This window comes from Dokdonia sp. Dokd-P16 (assembly GCF_003095655.1).
Classification (GTDB): domain Bacteria; phylum Bacteroidota; class Bacteroidia; order Flavobacteriales; family Flavobacteriaceae; genus Dokdonia.
The window spans coordinates 207,501-230,825 of the sequence record NZ_CP029151.1 but is presented as its reverse complement, the minus strand read 5'-3'; the positions used below and the strand labels follow the sequence as shown (position 1 = coordinate 230,825).

Here is a 23,325-nt window from a genome sequence, read left to right as displayed (position 1 = left end):
ATAGTACATTTACGCACTTAAAAAAATATATGCCCTCATTCCAAGTTTGGCTTAGTGCCGCACGTCCTCGTACATTACCACTTTCTATAGCTGGGATTCTTGTGGGAGGCGGACTCGCATTGCAAGAAGGCGCCTTTAACTGGAGTATTTTTATACTAGCCATACTCGCTACTTTAGGATTTCAGATCTTATCTAATTATGCAAATGATTATGGTGATGGCGTTAAGGGAACAGATAATGCAGAGCGAGTAGGTCCAGCTAGAGCCATGCAAAGCGGCCTTCTTACGGCACAAGATCTTAAGAAGGCAATTATAATTACATCAATTATCACCGTGTTTATTGTGCTGCTTTTGATTTACGTATCCTTTGGAGTAGATCACTTTTTACTTTCCATACTTTTTTTACTGTTAGGAGTAGCAGCAATTGTATCTGCTATTAAATATACTGTAGGAAAGAGTGCTTATGGATATAGAGGGTTAGGAGACGTTTTTGTTTTTATATTTTTTGGTCTCGTGGGTGTTCTGGGGTCTTTCTTTTTATTTACACAGTATATCAATTTTATACAGATACTTCCTGCTCTTACTATAGGAGCGCTATCTACAATGGTATTGCATCTTAATAATATGAGAGATCGTGAGGCAGACGCTCGCGTGGGTAAAAACACACTTGCAGTTGTCTTAGGAGCAGCTGGTGCAGAGAAGTATCATTCGGCATTATTCGTTTTAGGACTCTTAGGGTGGGTTTCTTATCTCATGCTTACGGCAACTCATTTTATTGATTATATCTCTCTTGTGGCGTTTATACCACTAGTGAAGCATATGTTTACTGTAAGAAGTACTTCAATACACGCTTTACTTGATCCAGAACTTAAAAAAGTGGCTTTATCTACATTTCTACTTGCTATACTCTTTTTTATAAGTTGTTATATATAGAAAGGATATAGTTATGCTTTCGCGAAAATTTTCCAAAAACCTCTAGTACAATCACGAGATAATCAAAGGGTTATTCATTACTAATGGATTCCCAATAAGATTGCTTTTGTCAATATAAGCCGGTTGGAAACAAAAAAAACGGGTAGCGTGAGCTACCCGTTTTTTATATAACAGTTAAAACTGACTAGTTTACAGAAGTTGCAAGCTCAGATCCAGCTTTGAACTTTACTACGTTCTTTGCTGCAATTTTAATAGTTTTTCCAGTTTGTGGGTTTCTTCCTTCACGTGCGTTACGCTTAGAAACAGACCAAGATCCAAAACCTACAAGAGAAACACGTCCTCCGTCTTTAAGAGTCTTTTCAACATCTCCTAAGAAAGATTCTAATGCTTTTTTTGCTGCAGCTTTGGTGATACCTGCATGCTCTGCCATTCCGTCAATTAATTCTGATTTGTTCATAATGTAAATTGTTAATTAATTAAATTGTTGGTTAAGCTAAATGCTTAATTCCCTAACAAATTTATCTGAATTAATTGCCTACGCAAGCTATAGCAAGGGAAATGAGAGGTTTTGTTAATAAGTCGAGCCAATTGTTGATAAAGGTAGTCTCTTTTTATAATTCCCTTAACACCAATAGGAGCAAGGGTTTAGCGCATTTTTGCATTTTTATCAAATTTGTATCCGTTTAAAAGGTCTTTAACGGCCATTTTTTTCTTCCCAGAAAGCTGTATTTCGGTGATGCATATGTAACCTTCTGGCGTTGCGATAGCTAGATGATCATCTACTTGGGTGACTGCTCCAGATGGAATAAACATCTCTTTTTCTGCTTTCGCGAAAGCGCTATAAATTTTTACACGTTGCTCTTTTCCTCCATTTTCTAGCATTGTGTAAGCTGCTGGATAAGGACTCAATCCTCTTATGTGATTGTAAATGTCTTGAAGAGGAGCATCCCAGTCTATTCTCGTATTCTCACTATGTAACTTATATGCTGTTTTGAGTTCTCTACTGGAGTCTTGTACAAAAGTGCTTACTTCATCTATCGCTATAGCTTTTACCGTTTTTACTACAAGTTCTTTACCTGCAATCATAAGACGGTCATGTAATACGCCAGCATTTTCCTTATCATCTATAGCGAGTTTCTCTTGTAATATAATCTCACCGGTATCAATTTTTTCATCAATAAAGAATGTAGTAACACCTGTTTCTGTCTCTCCATTAATAATTGCCCAGTTTATAGGCGCGGCACCACGATATTGAGGTAAGAGCGATGCGTGTAAATTAAAGGTTCCATAAGTTGGCATTTTCCATACAGCTTCTGGAAGCATTCTAAAGGCAACGACAATCTGTAGGTTTGCATTAAGGTCTTTTAGTTCTTTTAAAAACTCTTCACTTTTAAGGTTTGTAGGTTGTAGGATGTTGAGGTTTCTTGCCTTTGCAAACGCCTTAACATCACTTTCTCTTACTTTCTGTCCTCTTCCTGCAGGACGATCTGGTGCGGTGATTACTCCCACTACATTATATTCTTCTTCTAGTAGACCATTTAATATAGTTACTGCAAACTCTGGTGTACCCATGAAAACTATGCGTAAATCTCTCATAATAAGGTGTAGGTGTTATTTGCCAAGATGGCTATCTTTTTCTGATCCAAAAGTAGTCGAATCGTATTAATTATGGTTTGTTGTGGGTAGTCTAGTTGTGATATTTCGCGAGAAGTTTTTGGACCTTCTCTTAAAATATCAATAATAGCACTGTGTATAGCAGTTCTTGAAACTTGGTGTGTTGCATTTGTACATACATCACACTTTCCACAGGGTGTGGTTAATGTCTCATCAAAGTACTGCATAAGTTGGATTGCCCTGCAAACGGTATCTGTAGCGAGATATGTTTTTATAGCATCTACTTGGTTTTTCTTATACGTAGCTTGTGCATTTATATATGGAGCAATGACGTTTATAGTTCTATCATCATCTCTAGGCACAAGGAAGGTAATTGCGGTATCATAATTTTGATGCTCGTAATCTATGATGTCATCTTTCTCAAGAGTAAGTAGGACTTGGTGTACCTGTTCTATAGTTTTACTAGCTTTTGTAGCTACAATGCTATAGTTGATATTTGTGACTTGTTCAAAAACGGCTCCATACGTTCTAAGAACAGCCTTAACCACATCATCCAGCTGATTATTGCGAATCAAATAGTAAGAAAGCGCAAAGTCATTTACTTTAAAGTTGATTGTTGCGCGCTTTGTAAATTCTTGAGATAAGCTTATCACGCTATTACGATCTAGTGTTTGAAGCGCATTAAATGTAAGAATCGTATGAAGTTTGTAAGTTGCACAAAATTCACTGAAGTTAAATCGATGCAGTGTCTCTTGGCCCTCACCATAAGAGATCTGAAAGTAGTTGTTGAGGTGCTTGTATATTTTTTTCACATCTGCTACCTGAGGAATCACTTTTATAAACTGATTTTCTAATCGCACCTCGTCATTTTCATTATAAAGGAGTACAGCTTGTGATTCTTGTCCAGCTCTTCCAGCTCTTCCAGACTCTTGAAAGTAATTTTCTATACTATCAGGGATTTCTAAATGCACTACAGTAGCTACGTCTGCCTTATCAATTCCCATCCCAAAGGCACTTGTGCCTACCATGACCTGCACTTTATTATTACGCCATGCGAGGTATTGTTTGTGACGTTCATCACGAGACATACCTCCGTGGTAAGAGGTGGCAGAGATGCCTCTGCCTTTTAAAAAGTGAGCAGTATTAAGTGTAGCCTTTCTATTACGCACATATACAATAGCACTAGCCTTTGTATTTGCGAGGATAGTTTCTAGCTGGTAAAACTTGTCTGTAGCTTGCACTACATTATATGTGAGATTAGGGCGGTGATAAGAAGTTTTAAATAACTGCGGATCTTGTAATTCTAGCTGCTCTGTGATATCCTTTAATACCTTAGGTGTTGCTGTAGCAGTAAGCGCTATAAATGGTACGGTAGGCTTGAGAGCACGTAATTTTGAGATTTCTCTATATGCGGGTCTAAAGTCATGTCCCCATTGAGAAATACAATGAGCCTCATCTACAGCGATGAGAGAGACATTCATAAGTTTAATACGTTCTCTTACAAGCTCTTGTTGTAATCGCTCTGGTGAGAGATATAAAAGCTTGTAGTTGCCATAAATGCAATTATCGAGTAGCGTGTCTAGCTCGCTAAAGGAAATTCCGCTTGTGATAGAGAGCGCTTTGATACCTTTTTCTTGCAAAGTCATTACTTGGTCTTTCATTAAAGCGATAAGTGGTGATACCACTATCGTAATACCGTCCAGTAATAACGCAGGTAATTGATAGCATAGAGACTTTCCGCCACCTGTGGGTAATAGTGCAATACTATCACTCCCAGCAAGCACATTCTTTATAATTTCTGCTTGTTGTGGTCTAAAGGTGGAGTGACCCCAGTATTGTTGTAATATGTCTTGCGCTTGATTACTCAAGAGCTAGCGTTTTTAATATAAAAGCCGCTCTATCCTCTACTGGAGACATAGGTACTACAATAGGGGTGTACCCATAGTTTTGGTACGTTTTTACAAGGTGTTTTTCAATTTTTTGAGCTTGTTCAAAAGTCTCATAGCGTTCTTGATCTACCTTGTGTATTTTCTCCCAAGTAGGTAAGATGAATACGATATCATAAGTATACGTCTTGCAAGCCTGAACAAAAGCCTCAGGATATTCTTGTCCTATAAAGTCCATATATGCCACAGTGTCAGGAATCCCTCGATCTATAAAAACAGTGTCTGTGATGTATGTGTCCACTTCCTTATGTTGTTGTATGCGAGCATCTCTAAGAAGCTCAGAAAACAATAATGGTTTCTCTAGAAATAACTGGTCTATACCTTCCTTTTGAGCTTGACTTATTACTTGTCTTGAGATTTCCTCAAGGCAGGGATACCCTAGTTGTTCTAGGTGGTTAAGTAATGTTGTTTTCCCGGTAGATGGCCCTCCTATGAGAAGTATACGTTTTGGCATAAAAATGGTAGTCTTTTTAGCAAAATTAAGCAAACTACAAAGAACGTGATTTATGTACCTTTGTATTATAATAGACACCCATGAGTTTAGATAAAAATCCAGAAGAGTTTTATAAAAAATTAAAGACACAACTAGAAGAAACTTCTAGCTGGCCTGCACCTTATTTGTACAAGTTTATTGTGCCTGCAAATGCAGAGAAAGAAGCGCAAATTGAAGGGCTCTTTGACCACCTAGGAGCTGTAATAAAAAAGAATGTATCTCGCACAGGGAAGTACACAAGCGTTTCTATAAACGTACGTCTAGATAATCCTGATGTTGTGATAGAAAAGTATAAGGAAGTAGGTAAGATAGAAGGCGTTATTTCATTGTAAGAGATATATGCTTTCGCGAAAATGTTATTAATCACTACCATCTTTTAGTTTTACTAACTCCGCGTGAGGGATCGTAGTGGTTACCCTGCAGGCTCATGAAGCGATAGCGCAAGGAGCCGAAGCGTAAAAGCGTAGCGCCCGACCCTTGTGGTCACGCCCAAAGCATCTCAAGAACACAATAAGAGGCTTTTTTTATTGTTATGTTATCAATTTACTAAAGACTAGATGCGTTTAGACAAATTTTAGTATTTTGCACATGTCTTTACTTAAAGGACGACTTCACTTAATTTTTTACAATTGATAGATCAATTAGAGTACAACACGGAGAGAGTTCATCTCATCATTCCCGAGTATGGGCGCCATATACAGAAAATGGTAAATGATGCGACGGCAATGGAAGACGCCGAAGAGCGTAACAAAACAGCTAAAGCGATTATCGCAGTAATGGGGAATTTGCAACCTCACTTGCGTGATGTACCAGATTTTCAGCATAAGTTGTGGGATCAGTTATTTATAATGTCTGATTTTCAACTAGATGTTGAGTCGCCATATGGAAAACCATCTAGAGAGGAGCTTGCAGAGCGTCCAGAGCCTTTAGAATATCCGCAAAACCACCCTAAATATCGTTTTTACGGTAACAACATCAAACGTATGATTGATGTAGCCGTAAGCTGGGATAAAGGAGATATGCGTGAGGGACTTGCAATGACTATCGCAAACCATATGAAAAAGTGTTTCTTAAACTGGAATAAGGATACTGTAGATGATGAGGTCATCTTTAATCACCTATTTGAGTTAAGTAATGGGGAGATCAATCTAAAAAATAGTGGAGAAGAACTAGGAGATTCTGATAGACTTATAAGAGCAAACAAGAAAGCTAAAGCCGCAGATAATCCAATAAAGAAAAGAAGCTACTCAAAAAATACAAACAACAATAACAACCGCAAAAAGCGTTATTAAAATATATTTCTAATTAACTATGGCAACATTTCAGATCGAGGGAGGTCACCAACTTAAAGGTGATATCCAACCACAAGGCGCAAAAAACGAAGCATTACAAATATTATGTGCAGTACTACTCACTCCTGAAAAAGTTACCATAAGTAATGTGCCAGACATTATAGATGTAAATAAGCTCATCATGATCTTGGAAAATCTAGGTGTAAAGGTGGAGAAAATTGGAAAAGGTGAGTTCACGTTTCAAGCAGATGATCTTGACCTCGAGTACCTAGAAAGTGAGAAATTTAAAAAAGAAGGTAGTGGACTAAGAGGATCTATAATGATTGTAGGGCCATTACTAGCTCGTTTTGGCAAAGGATACATTCCTAGACCAGGAGGTGATAAAATAGGTCGTCGTCGTCTTGATACACACTTTGAAGGTTTTATTAAACTGGGAGCGACTTTTCGTTACAATCGTGAAGAACGTTTTTATGGTGTAGAAGCACCTAACGGACTTACAGGAGCATACATGCTACTAGATGAAGCATCTGTTACAGGTACGGCAAATATCGTGATGGCTGCCGTATTAGCCAGAGGAACTACAACTATATATAACGCAGCTTGTGAACCATATTTACAACAGCTTTGTAAAATGATGGTGCGCATGGGAGCAAATATTCAAGGGATAGGTTCAAACATGCTTATTATAGAAGGTGTAGAAAAACTAGGTGGTTGCGAGCATAGAGTATTACCAGACATGATCGAAATAGGATCATGGATAGGTCTTGCAGCAATGACTAAAAGTGAGATTACAATTAAAAATGTAAGCTGGGATGATCTTGGTGTTATACCTAATACCTTTAGAAAACTAGGGATAACGCTAGAACGTAAGGGAGATGATATTTACATTCCTGCACACACAGACGGTTACCAGGTGGAATCATACATTGATGGTTCATTTATGACTATCTCTGATGCACCATGGCCAGGTTTTACTCCAGATCTTTTAAGTATTATTCTAGTAGTGGCAACCCAAGCAAAGGGCGAACTAATGGTTCACCAGAAAATGTTTGAAAGTCGTTTGTTCTTTACAGATAAGCTTATAGATATGGGAGCCAAAGTGATACTTTGTGATCCGCACCGCGCTACAGTGATTGGACATAACTTTCAGTCTACGCTTAAGGCAACTACAATGACATCACCAGATATACGTGCTGGTATCTCATTGCTTATTGCAGCGTTAAGTGCAAAGGGAACTTCTACTATTCATAATATTGAGCAAATAGACCGTGGATATGAAAATATAGATGAGCGTCTTAGAGCAATAGGAGCAAAAATCACTAGAATAGATTAATCTAATCTCTAGTTATAAAATTAAAAAAGGCGCAAGTGATATTTGCGCCTTTTTTGTGGAATAGATTCTACCTTTGTCTACATGATTAGTTTAAAAAGAATATCGCTTTTATTTTCAATACTCATCTTATCTTGTAATCAAATGGAGCAACCTCAAATTCATAATACGCCTATTGTTATTGCACACAGGGGAGCGCAATTTTTATATCCAGAACATACGATGGAAGGGTATAAAAAAGCAATCGAACTAGGCGCAGATTTCATAGAGCCAGATCTTGTGATGACAAAGGATGGCGTTCTTGTAGCTAGGCATGAGCCTTTTATTTCTGGAACTACTAATGTCTCTGTACTCCCAGAATATGCAGATCGTAAAACCACAAAAATGCTTGATGGTGTACCTGTAACAGATTGGTTTGTATCTGACTTCACTCTTAGCGAACTCAAAACACTACGAGCGAGGCAGTCTTGGGAGGAGAGAACACACGAGTATGATGATCTTTTTGAGATCCCTACGTTTGAGGAGATTATCGCTTTCGCGAAAGCGAACAAAACCACATCAGGAAATCCTGTGGGTATTTATCCAGAATTAAAGCATCCTAGTTATCACCGAGAATTAGGGCTTGTAATGGAAGATCTCTTCCTTAATCAGATTACAAAGGCTGGTTATGTGGATAAAAGCTCACCCATTTTTGTCCAATGTTTTGAGGTGAGTACGTTGCAATACATTTCAGCACGTTCAGATGTGCGACTTATACAACTTATTGGTGCAGCTGGAATCTCTAGCAATGGAGATTTACGCTTTTCCAAAGAAGATGGTAGCTATGATCCAGAAGGGCAACCTTATGATTTCATACTGAGTAAAGATGCTCGTACATACAATTACTTCACAACCAAAGAAGGAATGAAGTTTGTTTCTACCTATGCCGATGGAATAGGTCCTTGGAAACCTTTTGTAATTTCTTATAGTAAAACGGATGAAGGAGAGGTTGAGATGCTAGCATCTACAGACTTTGTAGCGCTTGCACATGAGCAGAAGCTAGAAGTACATCCCTACACCTTTAGGAAAGAAGATACTTTGTGGAGTGAGAATAATGAAGGAATTACCGAGTATCAACTGTTTTTTGAGGCAGGCGTAGATGGAGTTTTTAGCGACTATACTAAAGATGCCGTAGCTGCCAGAAACAAATTCTTAGCAACCAATGATTAGTTGTTGTAAGTAGTAATATTTTCTTTGCTTCTTTTGTTACCTTTGCAGTCCTCAAAATTTGAGCAATTTTTCCAAATCATCACCACATGTCCTCTACAAAGAAAGTCGCATTTTATACACTAGGTTGTAAACTGAATTTTTCAGAGACGAGCACTATTGCTCGTAGTTTTGGGCAAGAGGGATTTGATAAGGTTGAGTTTTCTGAGCCTGCAGATGTCTACGTGATAAATACATGTAGTGTGACAGAAAATGCAGATAAGCGTTTTAAGTCAATTGTAAAACAAGCTCAGAAAGGAAATCCAGAAGGAGTTACTGTTGCAGTAGGTTGTTATGCACAACTCAAACCAGAAGAGCTTGCTGCTGTAGATGGTGTAGATCTCGTTCTTGGGGCGACAGAGAAGTTTAATGTTACAAGTTATATAAATGATTTACTAGATAATCCAGACAGATCTAAGGAGGGCGGAGAAGTACATGCTTGCGAAATTCAAGATGCAGATTTCTACGTGAGTTCTTATTCTATAGGAGATCGAACTCGTGCCTTTTTAAAAGTGCAAGATGGTTGTGATTATAAGTGTACCTATTGTACGATACCACTTGCTAGAGGTATTTCTAGAAGTGATACATTACAAAACGTATTGGACAACGCTTCAAAAATTGCCGCGCAAGACATAAAAGAAATTGTACTTACTGGAGTTAATATAGGAGATTACGGTAAGGGTGAGTTTGGTAATAAAAAGCACGAGCATACTTTTTTAGAACTTGTACAAGAGCTTGATAAAGTAGCCGGAATAGAGCGCTTAAGAATTTCTTCTATAGAACCTAATCTTCTTAAAAATGAGACAATTGATGTGGTGTCTAAGTCCCGCACATTTGTACCTCATTTTCATATTCCATTACAAAGTGGAAGTAACAAGATTCTTGGGTTAATGCGTCGCCGTTATCAACGCGAGTTATATGTAGATCGTGTTGCCAAAATCAAGGAGGTGATGCCGCACGCTTGCATAGGTGTAGATGTGATTGTAGGTTTTCCGGGAGAAACAGATGAGGATTTTCTAGAAACGTATAATTTCCTTACTAGTCTAGATATTTCTTACTTACACGTCTTCACGTACTCAGAACGTGATAATACTCCTGCGGCTGCGATGGATGGTGTAGTTCCCAAAAAAGTGCGCAGTAAACGTAGTAAAATGCTACGAGGACTTTCAGCCAAAATGCGTAGAGCATTCTATGAGTCTCAATTAAATAGTACACGTACGGTACTTTTTGAAAGTGAGAATAAGGAAGGCTACATTCACGGGTTTACAGAAAATTATGTAAAAGTAAAATCACCTTGGAATCCAGAACTTGTAAATACATTACACGAAGTGGAGCTAACTTCTATAGATGACGATGGAATGGTGAGATTTGATTTTGCAAACGTAGAGGTGTAGGTGATCGCTTTCGCGAAAGCGTACTTTAAAAACATCTACTCTTCTTTACTATCTAGAATATCAATAAATCGTGTGTTCTTGATTTCTTCCCATTCTTCTTTGAGAATTGAATAGCAACAAGAATTACGACGTCTACCGTTTTTTGTAACAATATCTTTGCGCATGATACCTTCTAAGGTAGCGCCTAGCTTTTCTACTGCTTTTCTTGAGCGAATATTGCGCTCGTCAATACGAAACTCTACACGTTCATAGCGAAGTTTTTCAAAAGCATAACGTAGCATGAGAAACTTGACATGTAAGTTAAGACCGCTTCCGCGAAAATCTTCTCCAAGCCAAGTCCATCCTATATGGACAATTTTATTGACATCATCTATATTTCCATAACGTGTGGAGCCAGCAAATTTGCAAAGTTTTTTGTCAAAAATGATAAAAGGTAAAGCAGTTCCTAATGATTGCCTTTCTATTGCATCCTTTATGTACGCCTTTAGTTTAGGCCCCGTAGATATATCCGAACCGCCATAGGCGTTGAGGTCTACTTCTTGTGATAATGGAAGAAGATCACTGTAATGGTAATTCTCTAAGGCAAGTAATTTTGCTCTTTCGTTTTCTAATTTCTTTACTTTCATATCAAAAAAAATGTGTCGTATTTAAAAATACGACACATTTTGTAAGAAGCGATATGTTATGAGTTATTATACTCCTAAAATCTCTGCATCGACTTTAAATTTAGTATAAATCTCAATTTCATGATCAGACTCGATGGTTTGATCTGTTGTTGTTTCTGTGCGCAATCTGTAAGAATCTTTCTTTATATACTCTTCAAGCTCTACATTCTCTATGTCTAGCGTAAGTGAGCGAGCTCCATTTTCTGGGATGCCCACTTTTGAAGCGATGAGTTGCTCTGGAAGACCATCTGCAGTGATATAAATAAAAATGTCATTTAAGAAATCAAAATCACCAGAAGCAGGTGTTTGAAGGTCAAGTCTCAAGGTGGTTAATTTCACACTTTCTACAAGACTAGAGTTTGTATTATTATTCTCAAATTCTGACTCTGAGTTTGTGGTGGTTTCTGGAGTAACAATATCAAACGGCGTACCTAGAAGTGTAGTCGCTTGAATCGTAAAGTTTGTAGTGTAGTCTATGTCAAATTTAGTGAGCTCATCAATTTTATCACAAGAGATAATTGTAAGTATAAGTAATGTGATAGCAAGTGTCTTTTTAATCATAATTGAGGGTTTTGTGTTCAATATTAACGAAATTTGATAAGCGAAAGTATCTATAATTTGTTTGCTTGAAAGATTTATATGAAAAATAATAAAGAAGAAGTACTAGCACGTCTAGCAGAGAGTTGTAAAAACACTTTAATGGAAACCTTAGATATTACTTATATAGATTTTGGAGAGGATTTTCTTGTAGCACAAATGCCTGTAACTCCAAAAGTACATCAGCCAGATGGAGTGTTGCATGGAGGTGCAATGGTTGCACTTGCAGAGAGTGTAGGGAGCGCTGCTAGTTTTATGTTTCTTAACCAGGAGCATACTATAAGGGGTATAGAAATCTCGGCAAATCATGTAAAGAGTAAGCGTGATGGGATGGTCTATGCAAAAGCTACATTTATACATAAAGGTAGAACCACCCAGCTTTGGAACATCGATGTGGTAGACGAAAACGATGCGCTTATTTCAAAATGTAAACTGACTACAATCGCTTTGCCTAGGAAGTAATGAATAGCACAGACTTTTTTGAACATATCGATGAGCATTTTGAAAGTGCATTACCATTTGTGGTTTATAGAAAACCTAATGAAGAAAAGATTCATGCGCTTTTACAAGATGATGAATCGCTTCACGAAGTAAATGACTTTTCAGAAAGTGGCTTCGTGTTTGCACCTTTTGATGCATCGACTTCAGAGACTGTCTTAATTCCTGCTGAAGAGTCTTTTGCAATGGAACTCAATTCCTTTGAAAATGAGATGCTATTAGAAGCAGAAACAATCGTAGTTAATCACACAAATGAGGATCGTGAGACTCATATTAAACTAGTAAAAAAAGGAATTGAAGCCATAGCAAATACGGTTATGAAGAAAGTGGTGCTTTCGCGAAAGCAAAACATACCGCATAACTATGAATCTCCTGTTGAGCTTTTTAAGCGATTACTAGGGACTTATAAGACCGCGTTTGTGTATTGCTGGTATCACCCTAATGTAGGTTTATGGCTAGGAGCTACGCCAGAAACATTATTATCTATAAATAATAGACGTTTGCATACAATGTCGCTAGCTGGAACACAGAAAACAAGCGCTAGTTCTGATGTGGTCTGGGGAGAAAAAGAACAAGAGGAACAACAATTTGTCACAGACTCTATTGTCGAAAATCTATTGACGCTTGTAAATGATCTTCAAGTTTCTGATGTTACGACCCAGCAAGCAGGAACTTTGCTACATCTCAAGACAGATATTTCTGCAATCATTAATGAAAATGAAACAAGCATAGCTGCTGTAGTAAATGCTTTACATCCCACACCAGCCGTTTGCGGACTACCAAAAGAAGAAGCAAAGGAATTTATCCTTAATCATGAAGGATATGCGCGTTCTTATTACACAGGTTTCTTAGGGGAACTTAATTACAAAACAGAAAAAAAGAGAGCAAGTACTCGTAGAAACGTTGAGAACCTTGCTTATGGCGCGATAAAAAAACACACTCATTTATTTGTAAACTTGCGATGCATGGAGGTAGATGCTCAAGGTGCACAACTATATGTGGGTGGAGGAATAACAGGATCTAGCGATGCCCTAGCAGAGTGGGAGGAAACTGTAAATAAGTTACAAACTGTTGCTAAGGTACTGCGTCCTGCATGACATGAAGGGGCTATCTGAGAAATAAAGTATCTCAAATTTTCTATAATTCCTGATTATAGATGCTCAATTCTAAATGGTAGAAATCGTATTTTTGTTACTAATGATTCACTCTAAAATTCCTGTAGCACAATCTATCGTTCACCTTTGCTTAAGTAAAGGAATTGACACGGTTATCATATCTCCAGGGTCCCGTAACGCACCGCTCACCATTGAGTTTACAAAAAATCCAAACATAAAAGCACACAGCATTGTAGATGAGCGCTGTGCTGCTTTTGTAGCTTTAGGAATAGCACAGCAATCTAGAAAGCCTGTGGCTATTGTATGTACTTCAGGTAGTGCTTTACTTAATTACTATCCAGCGATCTCCGAAGCTTTTTACAGTGATATCCCGCTTATAGCTATAAGTGCAGATAGACCTATAGAACGTATAGATATAGGAGATGGACAAACGATAAGACAAAAGAATGTTTTTGAAAATCACATTTTATATTCGGCAAACTTATATTCAGAATTAGTGCCCACAGATGAGGTTACGGATACTAAGATTGCTCAGAAAATAAAGGAGAGCCAGCGACATAATGATCAAGAGATTAATAAAGCGCTTAATATAGCGATTGAACAATCTGGCCCAGTACATATTAATGTTCCTTTTTACGAGCCTTTGTATGAAATGACAGATGTGGCGATAGCAAAACCTATAGAGGTAGCACCTCATAAAATTATTGGTCAGTTATCTTTAGACGAGTTACAACCCTATATGGATAGCTGGAATCATGCAACACGTAAGCTTGTAATAGTCGGTGTACAAGGGCCAAATGTGATGGAACAATCATTACTTGATATGTTAGGTAATGATCCTAGCGTTATTGTTTTTACAGAGACAACTTCAAATGTTTCTCACCCTAATTTCTTTACTCGCATAGACAATATAATCGGTAGTCTAGATGATGATGGTTTCAAAGCATTGCAGCCAGACATTCTATTAACCTTTGGAGGAATGGTGGTTTCAAAAAAGGTAAAAGCTTTTCTTAGAAATTACCAGCCAGAACAGCACTGGCATGTTGACGCAAAGAAAGCTTATGATACTTATTTCTGTCTTAATAAACATTTTGAAACTTCGGCTTCCCACTTTTTAGAAAACTTGCGAGATCACACTTCATACACTGAGAGTGTTTACCAACAGGAATGGCTTGCTATACGAGAAAAACGTGATGGACTTCATACAGAGTATATCAATCAAATGGAATGGTGCGATTTTAAAGCATTTGACCATATTCTCAGTGAGATTCCAGATCACTCAATGTTACAACTAGGTAATAGTAGTACCGTGAGATATGCACAACTATTTGATATTAATAAAACGCTTGAGGTTTATTGTAATAGAGGGACTAGCGGTATAGATGGAAGCACGAGTACTGCAATAGGTGCTGCTATGGTAAGTGGAAAGCCTACTACATTCATCACAGGAGAGCTAAGTTTCTTTTACGATAGCAATGCGCTGTGGAATAAAAATATTCCGCAAGATTTTAAAATCATCGTTATAAATAATAGTGGAGGAGGCATTTTCCGTATTCTACCTAATAAGGATAAGAACACGGATAACTTTGATGAGTTTTTTGAAACTACGCACGACCTTTCGGCAGAGAAGTTATGTGAGATGTATAATTTGAAATACTTAAAAGCAGATAGTGAGGAGAGTTGCGCTTTCGCGAAAGCGGAGTTATATGCATCAAATGATAAACCTGCGTTGCTTGAAATCTTCACACCGCGCAAAATCAACGATAAAGTGTTGCTTGATTACTTTAACTTTATCAAGTGATCTTTTTTAAGGATAGTTTAACTTTTTGTTTATCTTTAAGATGTAATAAAGAATTAACTAAACTAGTAACAATACAATTATGAGCAAAAGAGAAGAACTCATCGCCAAGTATGCAGATGATTTAAAGAACAAATGTGGAGTAACTCCAGACATGGACTTTCTTACTAAAGTAACAATAGGTTGTGGACCGTCTATCTATAATAAAGACTCATCTACAGTTTCTGGAGGTTCTGCTACAGAAATCGCTACTGTGAAGAATAACTTCTTAATAAAAAAACTAGGTCTTGCAGATAGCGCAGACTTAGATAAGGCTATCGATAGTGTTCTTGAAACATATGGAAAGTCTAACCGTAATAAATACCGTGCAGTAGTATACTATATGCTAGCAAAGCACTTTAAGAAAGAGTCTGTTTACAAATAGACTACTCTTACAATATTAAAAAAACGCCTTGACCTACCGTCAAGGCGTTTTTTGATTTTGGGCAACTAGTAAATTGCTTAATCTGTATGTGACATTGTGCTCAGAATTTTGTTGTTTTCTACCCTATAGATTAAGTCTATAGTAGATGGTTGTTTGTAATTTAAGTAATCGTATTTTTGCACTTTAATTAAGATTATGTTAGATATAGGAAAGTACCATATAATGAGAATAGATAGAGAGACAGAGCCTGGGCTTTTTCTTTCTAATGAAGCAGGAGATGACGTCTTGTTACCCAATAAATATGTTCCAGAAGAATATAAAATTTGGGATGAACTTAATGTGTATGTTTATCTTGATCATGAAGAAAGACCGGTAGCGACGACTCTTAAGCCTTTTATAGAGCTTAATAACTTTGGTTATTTAAGATGTACTGCGGTAAATGAAGTAGGAGCGTTTTTAGACTGGGGTCTTGAGAAAGAACTTTTCGTGCCTTTTGCTCAACAAGCAAGACCTATGAAGGTAGGTAGCTGGTACATTGTGTATATGTATCTAGACGCAAAAACAAATCGTCTTGCAGCCACAAGTAAAACCATGAAGTATTTATCTAACGATAATATTGAGGTAAAGAAGTTTGATAAAGTGGAAGTTATTATCTCACATATTACAGACCGTGGTGCAAATGCAATTGTAGATGGTAAACATAAAGGTCTTATATATAAGGAAGATATTTTTGAGGATATAAGAACTGGTGATAAACTTGAAGCATGGGTAAAGAAAATACGCCCAGATGGAAAAATAGACTTAGTACTTCAAGAAGAAGGATATAAAAGCATAGAGCCTAATGCTCAATACATATTTGACGAACTTCAAGCAAATGACGGATTCATGCCTTTACATGATAAATCTGATCCGGTAGATATACAAAACCAATTAGGTTTGAGTAAAAAGAGTTTTAAAAAGGCAATAGGCACTTTATATAGAGATCGTAAAATTTTAATAAAAGATGATGGAATTCATCTTATTGATTAGATTAACCAAGTAAGTGATAAAACAAAAGGCAGCTCATCGAGCTGCCTTTTGTTTTAATTAAATGGAGGATTTTGAGATCCGTCTTTAGCAAGCGGTAATAGAATTATCGCTAGTAACCCAATCAAGAGCCTCAGGTAGGCTGTCAAATATTGTGGGTTTAAATGGATAAAATTTGCTTTCAAAAATGGAAGACCTTTTACTTGTTTCGTTATAACTTACAATAGCGACCTTCGCTTTTGGGATATTAAAAGGCTCAGTATTCATAAGTGCTGTGGGAACAACAGCATATGCATTAAGTCTATTAGATATATATCCAAATGTGTCTAAATGTTCAAAATGATCTTTTATAAGTGATGCCAGGTATTGATAATTTTTTGCATCAAGTAATACACCTTCTTTAAACTCTGTAACAAGATAATTTTTAAACATAGTTACAGACCCGATATCTAGATGATATATAGTTTCAATTTCTTCTAAAGACTTTAATTCACTTATACTCATCGGCTTTAATAGCTTGTTGTTGATGGCTCAAAGATAATTTGAATTACAATTTTTGGGACTGTAAGTTGCTATATTACTGCGTTTTAGCTTGTATATGTAATTAATCGATGATAGATGTCACTTTGTCGATTTTAAAAAGTAATTTTCCTTGAAGTTTGTTTTAAAAGTCCTTCTTTATGTAGAAGTACAGAAATGGCTTTTAATCTCATATATGCAACGCTCATATATACATAGCCGTCATAAGTAGTCTTTGCTAGATCTGTTCCCCATGAGTTTTTTACTTTATAGTAGACGTTTGCATTTTGATCGGTTGCTTTCCCTGTGATATGCATTAGGTGGTCATCTGTAGTATTGTAGTTTTCAAACTCCTCTTGTCTATACTCTTGAGAGATTGTTTTTTCTAGTTCTGGACCTAAGACGGCAATCCTCTTATTCTCATCACGAGAAGGAATAACGGCTACACCATGTTTTGAAGAAAATGTGAGTTCGCTCACATCACAGTCAAGTGTAACTGTAAACCCATTGTCTAGTGCGTGATCTATATTACTTATAAATTCATCTAGCGGGAGATTGTACATTGATCCATTTGAAAAGTTATCAGGAATATTAAGTATAAATGAAGTGTAAAATGGATGGTGTGTAAAAGAAGTAAGCGTCACATAGTTTTTAGGATTTACTTTCATTTCTCTCGCAAACTCTTTAGGAGAATAAGTTTTACCATTATAATTAAATGTAGCTAAGTTTTCTCCTAGATACACATCTAGCACTTTATTCACGGCCTTTTTCCATTTTTTGCTTAAGCTACGCCCTGGATTATCAATGTAGGTGTCCAGCATAGCATGTAATACTGCTACCATTTCGGCATGATTATGAGCTTCTTCTGTATCAGCAAGTCCAGTATAAGCAGCGTGGGGAACTAATCCATAATTTGTTACACTATGTAATACATCATGAGCAAGCCCACCCTCAGAAAACTGTGCGCTACCTTGTCTCATTATGTAGTTATCTGCTTTTTCTGGATATATATTCCTTACCGTATACATTTCAGACAGATCTACAGTGTTGCCTGTCAGTCTTAGTATTTCACTTTCTAAAAAGGAAGATGTGCTAAAGCTCCAGCAGGTTCCAGTAACACCTTGACTTATTACAGCTGTAGCTTGTAAATCAATAGTATCTGTAAAAATATAGGGAGCGGTGGTGACTTCTTGTGCGTAGTACGCTTTCGCGAAAGCAAAAACAACCATCACACTTAGTACTACTTTTTTCATCGGTCTAGGAATAAAGAATTATTTTTACGCTAAAATAGCATTTTATGGATAAGCCAAACTGGCAAACAGCCAAAGAATACAAAGACATTACTTATAAGAAGAGTAATGGTGTAGCGAGAATAGCATTTAATAGGCCAGATGTGCGCAATGCATTTAGACCTAATACTACAAAGGAATTATATGATGCCTTTTATGATGCAAATGAGGACACATCTATAGGTGTAGTACTTTTATCTGCCGAAGGGCCATCATCTAAGGATGGTGTATATAGTTTTTGTTCAGGTGGAGATCAAAAAGCACGTGGTAAAGAAGGATATGTAGGAGAAGATGGATATCATAGACTTAATATATTAGAAGTACAACGTCTTATACGTTTTATGCCTAAAGCTGTAATCGCAGTTGTTCCAGGATGGGCGGTAGGAGGAGGGCACAGCCTGCACGTAGTGTGTGACTTAACACTAGCAAGTAAGGAGCACGCAATTTTTAAACAGACAGATGCAGATGTAACCTCATTTGATGGTGGTTATGGAAGTGCTTACCTCGCAAAAATGGTAGGGCAGAAGAAAGCAAGAGAGATTTTCTTCTTAGGTAGAAACTATTCTGCGCAGGAAGCTTATGAGATGGGAATGGTAAATGCCGTAATACCACATGCAGAGCTAGAGGATACTGCATACGAGTGGGCGCAAGAGATTCTTGCTAAATCACCTATATCTATAAAGATGCTCAAGTTTGCGATGAACCTTACAGATGATGGCATGGTGGGGCAGCAAGTTTTTGCTGGAGAAGCAACGCGTCTTGCATACATGACAGATGAGGCTGTAGAGGGTAGAAATGCTTTTCTAGAAAAAAGAGCACCTAATTTTGAGAAGAAGTGGATTCCATAGAGGAGGCTTCAGCGTTTTAAAAGTAAAAACCCGTTCAATTATCATTGAACGGGTTTTTTTTTTTCAATTTTTCGCGAAAGCGAATTATTCAAAATAAGAAAATGTCTCACCATCTTCTATAGTAAGCAGCGTTTCATATATAAGTTTAATCACATTTTCTACATCTTCACGGTGCACCATTTCTACAGTAGTGTGCATATATCTTAAAGGTAATGATATAAGGGCAGAGGCTACGCCGCTACCGCTATAAGCAAATGCATCTGTATCTGTACCCGTAGCACGAGAAAGTGCAGCTCTCTGGAAAGGAAGTTTATTCTTTTCGGCTGTTTCTGTAATACGATCACGTAACTTTTGTTGTACCGCAGGAGCATATGCGATCACAGGTCCTTTACCTAGTTCCACATGTCCTTGCTTTTTCATCTCTATCATAGGCGTTGTGGTGTCATGAGTTACATCTGTAACGATTGCCACATTTGGCTTAATACGCTCTGCAATCATTTGTGCACCACGTAACCCTATTTCCTCTTGCACAGAATTTGTAATATAAAGACCAAAAGGTAAGGTCTTTTTATTCTCATGAAGTAATCTAGCAACTTCTGCAATCATAAAGCCACCTGCACGATTATCTATAGCACGGCACACAAATTTATCTCCGTTTAAAACATGGAACGTATCTGGGTAAGTGATTACACAGCCTACAAATATGCCCATTTTTTCAACTTCTTCTTTATCTGCTGCCCCTACATCTATAAAAATGTTATCAGGTTTTGGAGCTTCTTCTTTAGACTTATCACGAGTGTGAATTGCTGGCCAGCCAAACACTCCTTTTACAATGCCATTTTTAGTGTGCACATTTACAATCTTAGAAGGAGCAATCTGGTGATCACTACCGCCATTACGTATTACATATATAAGACCATTATCTGCTATGTAATTTACATACCAAGATATTTCGTCTGCATGTCCTTCTATTACTACTTTATATTTTGCGTCTGGATTAATTACTGCAACTGCAGTTCCATAGGTATCTGTGATAAATTCATCTACATAAGGAGTGAGATAATCCATCCACAATTTTTGACCGTCCCACTCATAACCAGTAGGAGCAGCGTTGTTGAGGTAACGTTCGAGAAAGTCCAGAGACTTTTTATTTAAAATGCTTTTTGAAGCCATAGTATAATATTTTCTTTAAATGTAAGAATATTAACCAAGAGTTTATAACGTTATAGAGGTCTAATACCTAATTTTGGAACGATTTTAGCTTAAAGCGAAAGAAAAAGATGCGCATACATAATCTCCTATATATAATAGTATTCATAGCAAGGTTTGCTTGTGCTCAAGAAACTCCTGTAGATTCTACAGAAGTAGCAATTGAGTATTACATCATTCAGGGAGACACCATCCCAAGGAGCGCTATATATCTTAATGAGGTAATCGTTTTTAAAAGATTGAAGTTTGATAATAAAGAAGACCGTAGACGCTACTTAATACTACGCCGAAAAACTAGAAAGGTTTTTCCATACGCAAAACTTGCTGCAGATAGGCTTGTAGAATTAAATAGTAGATTAGATTCTATAGAGGGCAAACGCGCTAGAAAGAAGTACACAAAAATCATTCATAAATATCTAGAAGGAGAATTTTCGGCAGAGCTTAAGAAACTCACACGCACCGAAGGACAAATACTTATTAAGCTCATACACCGTCAAACAGGCGAGACAGCCTTCGAGTTGATAAAGAGGTTGCGCAGTGGTTGGAGAGCATTCTGGTATAATACAACCGCCAGTGCTTTTGACATATCACTTAAAAGAGAGTTTGATCCAGTAAACGAGGAAGAAGATTTCCTTATAGAAGATATACTGCAACGCTCTTTTCAATCAGGAATTCTAGAAACACAGCCTAGCGCTTTAGACTTTGAGTTTTTAGAATTATCAGATAAGTGGAAGGAGAAAGGAGTAGAGTAGCATCATACCTATTATATAGTATAATTACATTGTATCGCTTTCGCGAAAATTTCTAGGGTGCTTTTTGCAGCTATTTGATGGTTGCTGAGGTGAGATTTGCTGGCTTCTCTGAGTTTATGAGAGGTAAAATAGGGTTCTTTTAGCTTAGTTGAGGTGTTAGTCAAATTATTTTAAAAGCTACTTCATGTATTTACAGTGAGTTGCATATTTCCTTAAAATTTTCCTAAGAATATTCTTGTCAGATTAGAACTTCGGTGTATCTTTGCCACCCGCTTAACAGCAAGCGGTTGTTCTTTTAAATGTCTTCAAAAAGTTTGTTTTTATTTTTTCAAATTATTTTTCAAAAGATAGTTTTAGATTAATAAAAAGGTTGTAGTTTTGCAGCCGCTAACAAATGGAGGTTATTTGGGAGTTATGTTCATTGCGATTGTTGCTTAGTTTTAAAGGTTTGAAATTAAATTTTCAATTATTTTTAAGATTAAGTTGTGAGTTTAAAAAACAGTTGTATATTTGCACCCGCTTAGAGAAACAGTAACATATCTAGCGAAGTTCAAAAGTTTTTATTTAGATGTTTTGGAAGATTAGTTATTCTAATTTGAGGTTCGAATCCTTAGCATTTACAAGAGTTTTCTACTATTAATAGTAGTAGAGAAAGTTCATTGATTTATTGAATTGACAGCGCGTATTAATATCTTCGGGTATTATTACAAAGAATTTGAAAACTAGAAGTTTATTATTGACCAGATATTTCGAGTCGTGAGGAGTTAAATTTATTTACAATACACGATGAAGAGTTTGATCCTGGCTCAGGATGAACGCTAGCGGCAGGCTTAACACATGCAAGTCGAGGGGTAACAGAGGTAGCTTGCTACTTGCTGACGACCGGCGCACGGGTGCGTAACGCGTATAGAATCTACCTTATACTGGGGGATAGCCTTTGGAAACGAAGATTAATACCCCATAGTATGTATTAATGGCATCATTTTTACATTAAAGTTTCGGCGGTATAAGATGACTATGCGTTCTATTAGTTTGTTGGTAAGGTAACGGCTTACCAAGACTACGATAGATAGGGGTCCTGAGAGGGAGATCCCCCACACTGGTACTGAGACACGGACCAGACTCCTACGGGAGGCAGCAGTGAGGAATATTGGACAATGGAGGCAACTCTGATCCAGCCATGCCGCGTGTAGGAAGACTGCCCTATGGGTTGTAAACTACTTTTATATGGGAAGAATAAGGTCTACGTGTAGACTGATGACGGTACCATAAGAATAAGCACCGGCTAACTCCGTGCCAGCAGCCGCGGTAATACGGAGGGTGCAAGCGTTATCCGGAATCATTGGGTTTAAAGGGTCCGTAGGCGGGCATATAAGTCAGTGGTGAAAGTCTGTGGCTCAACCATAGAATTGCCATTGATACTGTATGTCTTGAATTATTGTGAAGTGGTTAGAATATGTAGTGTAGCGGTGAAATGCTTAGAGATTACATAGAATACCGATTGCGAAGGCAGATCACTAACAATATATTGACGCTGATGGACGAAAGCGTAGGTAGCGAACAGGATTAGATACCCTGGTAGTCTACGCCGTAAACGATGGATACTAGTTGTTTGGTTTTCGGACTGAGTGACTAAGCGAAAGTGATAAGTATCCCACCTGGGGAGTACGTTCGCAAGAATGAAACTCAAAGGAATTGACGGGGGCCCGCACAAGCGGTGGAGCATGTGGTTTAATTCGATGATACGCGAGGAACCTTACCAGGGCTTAAATGTAGATTGACAGGACTAGAGATAGTTTTTTCTTCGGACAATTTACAAGGTGCTGCATGGTTGTCGTCAGCTCGTGCCGTGAGGTGTCAGGTTAAGTCCTATAACGAGCGCAACCCCTGTGGTTAGTTGCCAGCGAGTAATGTCGGGAACTCTAGCCAGACTGCCGGTGCAAACCGTGAGGAAGGTGGGGATGACGTCAAATCATCACGGCCCTTACGTCCTGGGCCACACACGTGCTACAATGGTAGGGACAGAGAGCAGCCACTTAGCGATAAGGAGCGAATCTATAAACCCTATCTCAGTTCGGATTGGAGTCTGCAACTCGACTCCATGAAGCTGGAATCGCTAGTAATCGGATATCAGCCATGATCCGGTGAATACGTTCCCGGGCCTTGTACACACCGCCCGTCAAGCCATGGAAGCTGGGGGTACCTGAAGTCCGTCACCGTAAGGAGCGGCCTAGGGTAAAACTGGTAACTAGGGCTAAGTCGTAACAAGGTAGCCGTACCGGAAGGTGCGGCTGGAACACCTCCTTTCTAGAGCTTGTCCCTGTTATTGTGCGTTACGT

At 37.8% G+C, this 23,325-nt stretch carries 22 protein-coding genes and 1 rRNA gene; 14 read left to right on the top strand and 9 right to left on the bottom strand.

The genetic code is table 11. From position 1 onward, the window contains the following. Positions 1-29 precede the first annotated feature (29 nt). Positions 30-932 (top strand): 1,4-dihydroxy-2-naphthoate octaprenyltransferase, encoded by a 903-nt coding sequence (gene menA, locus DCS32_RS01035; protein ID WP_108876606.1) that lies wholly within the window; start codon positions 30-32, stop codon positions 930-932. A gap of 184 nt (positions 933-1,116) precedes the next feature. On the opposite strand, the gene DCS32_RS01030 is transcribed toward menA, so the two are convergent. From DCS32_RS01030 to DCS32_RS01015, 4 genes are all read right to left on the bottom strand, one after another. Further along, positions 1,117-1,389, bottom strand: coding sequence for an HU family DNA-binding protein (locus tag DCS32_RS01030; RefSeq protein WP_013751630.1), 273 nt, complete (start codon positions 1,387-1,389; stop codon positions 1,117-1,119). Between the two features lie 188 nt (positions 1,390-1,577). Continuing rightward, a complete protein-coding gene (gene fmt / locus DCS32_RS01025) occupies positions 1,578-2,528 on the bottom strand; it encodes a methionyl-tRNA formyltransferase (RefSeq protein ID WP_108876605.1) in 951 nt (316 codons plus the stop codon). Continuing rightward, the gene (locus DCS32_RS01020) at positions 2,525-4,414 is read right to left on the bottom strand and encodes an ATP-dependent DNA helicase RecQ (RefSeq protein WP_108876604.1); all 1,890 of its coding nucleotides are present in this window, start codon (positions 4,412-4,414) and stop codon (positions 2,525-2,527) included. The genes fmt and DCS32_RS01020 overlap by 4 nt, the downstream gene beginning before the upstream one ends. Further along, on the bottom strand, positions 4,407-4,946 hold the full coding sequence (locus DCS32_RS01015) for an AAA family ATPase (protein WP_108879214.1): 540 nt from the start codon (positions 4,944-4,946) through the stop codon (positions 4,407-4,409). The genes DCS32_RS01020 and DCS32_RS01015 overlap by 8 nt, the downstream gene beginning before the upstream one ends. An 80-nt stretch (positions 4,947-5,026) precedes the next feature. Between DCS32_RS01015 and DCS32_RS01010 the strand changes: the two genes are divergently transcribed. The 5 genes from DCS32_RS01010 (at position 5,027) to mtaB (ending at position 10,246) form a co-directional block, all read left to right on the top strand. Continuing rightward, entirely contained in the window at positions 5,027-5,317 is a 291-nt protein-coding gene (locus tag DCS32_RS01010) for a DUF493 family protein (protein WP_108876603.1), read from the top strand. Positions 5,318-5,614: 297 nt separating this feature from the next. Next, positions 5,615-6,277 (top strand): DUF4290 domain-containing protein, encoded by a 663-nt coding sequence (locus DCS32_RS01005; RefSeq protein WP_108876602.1) that lies wholly within the window; start codon positions 5,615-5,617, stop codon positions 6,275-6,277. 19 nt (positions 6,278-6,296) lie between these two features. Further along, positions 6,297-7,610, top strand: a complete 1,314-nt coding sequence (murA, locus tag DCS32_RS01000; RefSeq protein ID WP_108876601.1) for a UDP-N-acetylglucosamine 1-carboxyvinyltransferase — start codon at positions 6,297-6,299, stop codon at positions 7,608-7,610. Positions 7,611-7,751: 141 nt separating this feature from the next. Further along, positions 7,752-8,816 (top strand): glycerophosphodiester phosphodiesterase, encoded by a 1,065-nt coding sequence (locus DCS32_RS00995; RefSeq protein WP_239057542.1) that lies wholly within the window; start codon positions 7,752-7,754, stop codon positions 8,814-8,816. Between the two features lie 86 nt (positions 8,817-8,902). After that, positions 8,903-10,246 carry a tRNA (N(6)-L-threonylcarbamoyladenosine(37)-C(2))-methylthiotransferase MtaB gene (gene mtaB / locus DCS32_RS00990; protein ID WP_108876600.1) on the top strand — a complete coding sequence of 448 codons (1,344 nt, stop codon included), beginning with the start codon at positions 8,903-8,905 and terminating at the stop codon, positions 10,244-10,246. A gap of 35 nt (positions 10,247-10,281) precedes the next feature. On the opposite strand, the gene DCS32_RS00985 is transcribed toward mtaB, so the two are convergent. Next, complete coding sequence (locus tag DCS32_RS00985) at positions 10,282-10,872, bottom strand: GNAT family N-acetyltransferase (protein WP_108876599.1); 591 nt, start codon at positions 10,870-10,872, stop codon at positions 10,282-10,284. Between the two features lie 66 nt (positions 10,873-10,938). Next, positions 10,939-11,472 carry a hypothetical protein gene (locus tag DCS32_RS00980; RefSeq protein WP_108876598.1) on the bottom strand — a complete coding sequence of 178 codons (534 nt, stop codon included), beginning with the start codon at positions 11,470-11,472 and terminating at the stop codon, positions 10,939-10,941. Positions 11,473-11,550: 78 nt separating this feature from the next. Between DCS32_RS00980 and DCS32_RS00975 the strand changes: the two genes are divergently transcribed. The 5 genes from DCS32_RS00975 to DCS32_RS00955 all read left to right on the top strand — a co-directional run bounded on the left by DCS32_RS00975 (position 11,551) and on the right by DCS32_RS00955 (position 16,372). Further along, a complete protein-coding gene (locus DCS32_RS00975) occupies positions 11,551-11,970 on the top strand; it encodes a PaaI family thioesterase (RefSeq protein WP_108876597.1) in 420 nt (139 codons plus the stop codon). Continuing rightward, positions 11,970-13,103 (top strand): chorismate-binding protein, encoded by a 1,134-nt coding sequence (locus DCS32_RS00970; protein ID WP_108876596.1) that lies wholly within the window; start codon positions 11,970-11,972, stop codon positions 13,101-13,103. Before DCS32_RS00975 ends, DCS32_RS00970 begins: the two co-directional genes overlap by 1 nt. 100 nt (positions 13,104-13,203) lie before the next feature. Continuing rightward, positions 13,204-14,922 (top strand): 2-succinyl-5-enolpyruvyl-6-hydroxy-3-cyclohexene-1-carboxylic-acid synthase, encoded by a 1,719-nt coding sequence (menD, locus tag DCS32_RS00965; RefSeq protein WP_204161792.1) that lies wholly within the window; start codon positions 13,204-13,206, stop codon positions 14,920-14,922. A 79-nt stretch (positions 14,923-15,001) separates the two neighbouring features. Beyond that, on the top strand, positions 15,002-15,343 hold the full coding sequence (locus DCS32_RS00960) for a DUF2853 family protein (protein ID WP_035336332.1): 342 nt from the start codon (positions 15,002-15,004) through the stop codon (positions 15,341-15,343). Positions 15,344-15,538: 195 nt separating this feature from the next. Beyond that, positions 15,539-16,372 carry a S1 RNA-binding domain-containing protein gene (locus tag DCS32_RS00955; protein ID WP_108876594.1) on the top strand — a complete coding sequence of 278 codons (834 nt, stop codon included), beginning with the start codon at positions 15,539-15,541 and terminating at the stop codon, positions 16,370-16,372. Between the two features lie 84 nt (positions 16,373-16,456). On the opposite strand, the gene DCS32_RS00950 is transcribed toward DCS32_RS00955, so the two are convergent. Together DCS32_RS00950 and DCS32_RS00945 are read right to left on the bottom strand one after the other, a co-directional pair. Further along, a complete protein-coding gene (locus DCS32_RS00950; protein ID WP_108876593.1) occupies positions 16,457-16,873 on the bottom strand; it encodes a hypothetical protein in 417 nt (138 codons plus the stop codon). A gap of 131 nt (positions 16,874-17,004) precedes the next feature. After that, the gene (locus DCS32_RS00945; RefSeq protein ID WP_108876592.1) at positions 17,005-18,141 is read right to left on the bottom strand and encodes a C1 family peptidase; all 1,137 of its coding nucleotides are present in this window, start codon (positions 18,139-18,141) and stop codon (positions 17,005-17,007) included. A gap of 44 nt (positions 18,142-18,185) precedes the next feature. On the opposite strand from DCS32_RS00945, the gene DCS32_RS00940 reads away from it, so the two are divergent. Beyond that, a complete protein-coding gene (locus DCS32_RS00940) occupies positions 18,186-19,025 on the top strand; it encodes a 1,4-dihydroxy-2-naphthoyl-CoA synthase (RefSeq protein ID WP_108876591.1) in 840 nt (279 codons plus the stop codon). Positions 19,026-19,109: 84 nt separating this feature from the next. Here DCS32_RS00940 and DCS32_RS00935 read toward each other — a convergent pair whose 3' ends face one another. Then, positions 19,110-20,198, bottom strand: coding sequence for a M42 family metallopeptidase (locus DCS32_RS00935; RefSeq protein ID WP_108876590.1), 1,089 nt, complete (start codon positions 20,196-20,198; stop codon positions 19,110-19,112). Between the two features lie 107 nt (positions 20,199-20,305). Between DCS32_RS00935 and DCS32_RS00930 the strand changes: the two genes are divergently transcribed. Next, positions 20,306-20,986, top strand: coding sequence for a DUF4294 domain-containing protein (locus tag DCS32_RS00930; protein WP_108876589.1), 681 nt, complete (start codon positions 20,306-20,308; stop codon positions 20,984-20,986). Between the two features lie 783 nt (positions 20,987-21,769). Further along, a 16S ribosomal RNA gene (locus tag DCS32_RS00925) occupies positions 21,770-23,293 on the top strand. Positions 23,294-23,325 lie beyond the last annotated feature (32 nt).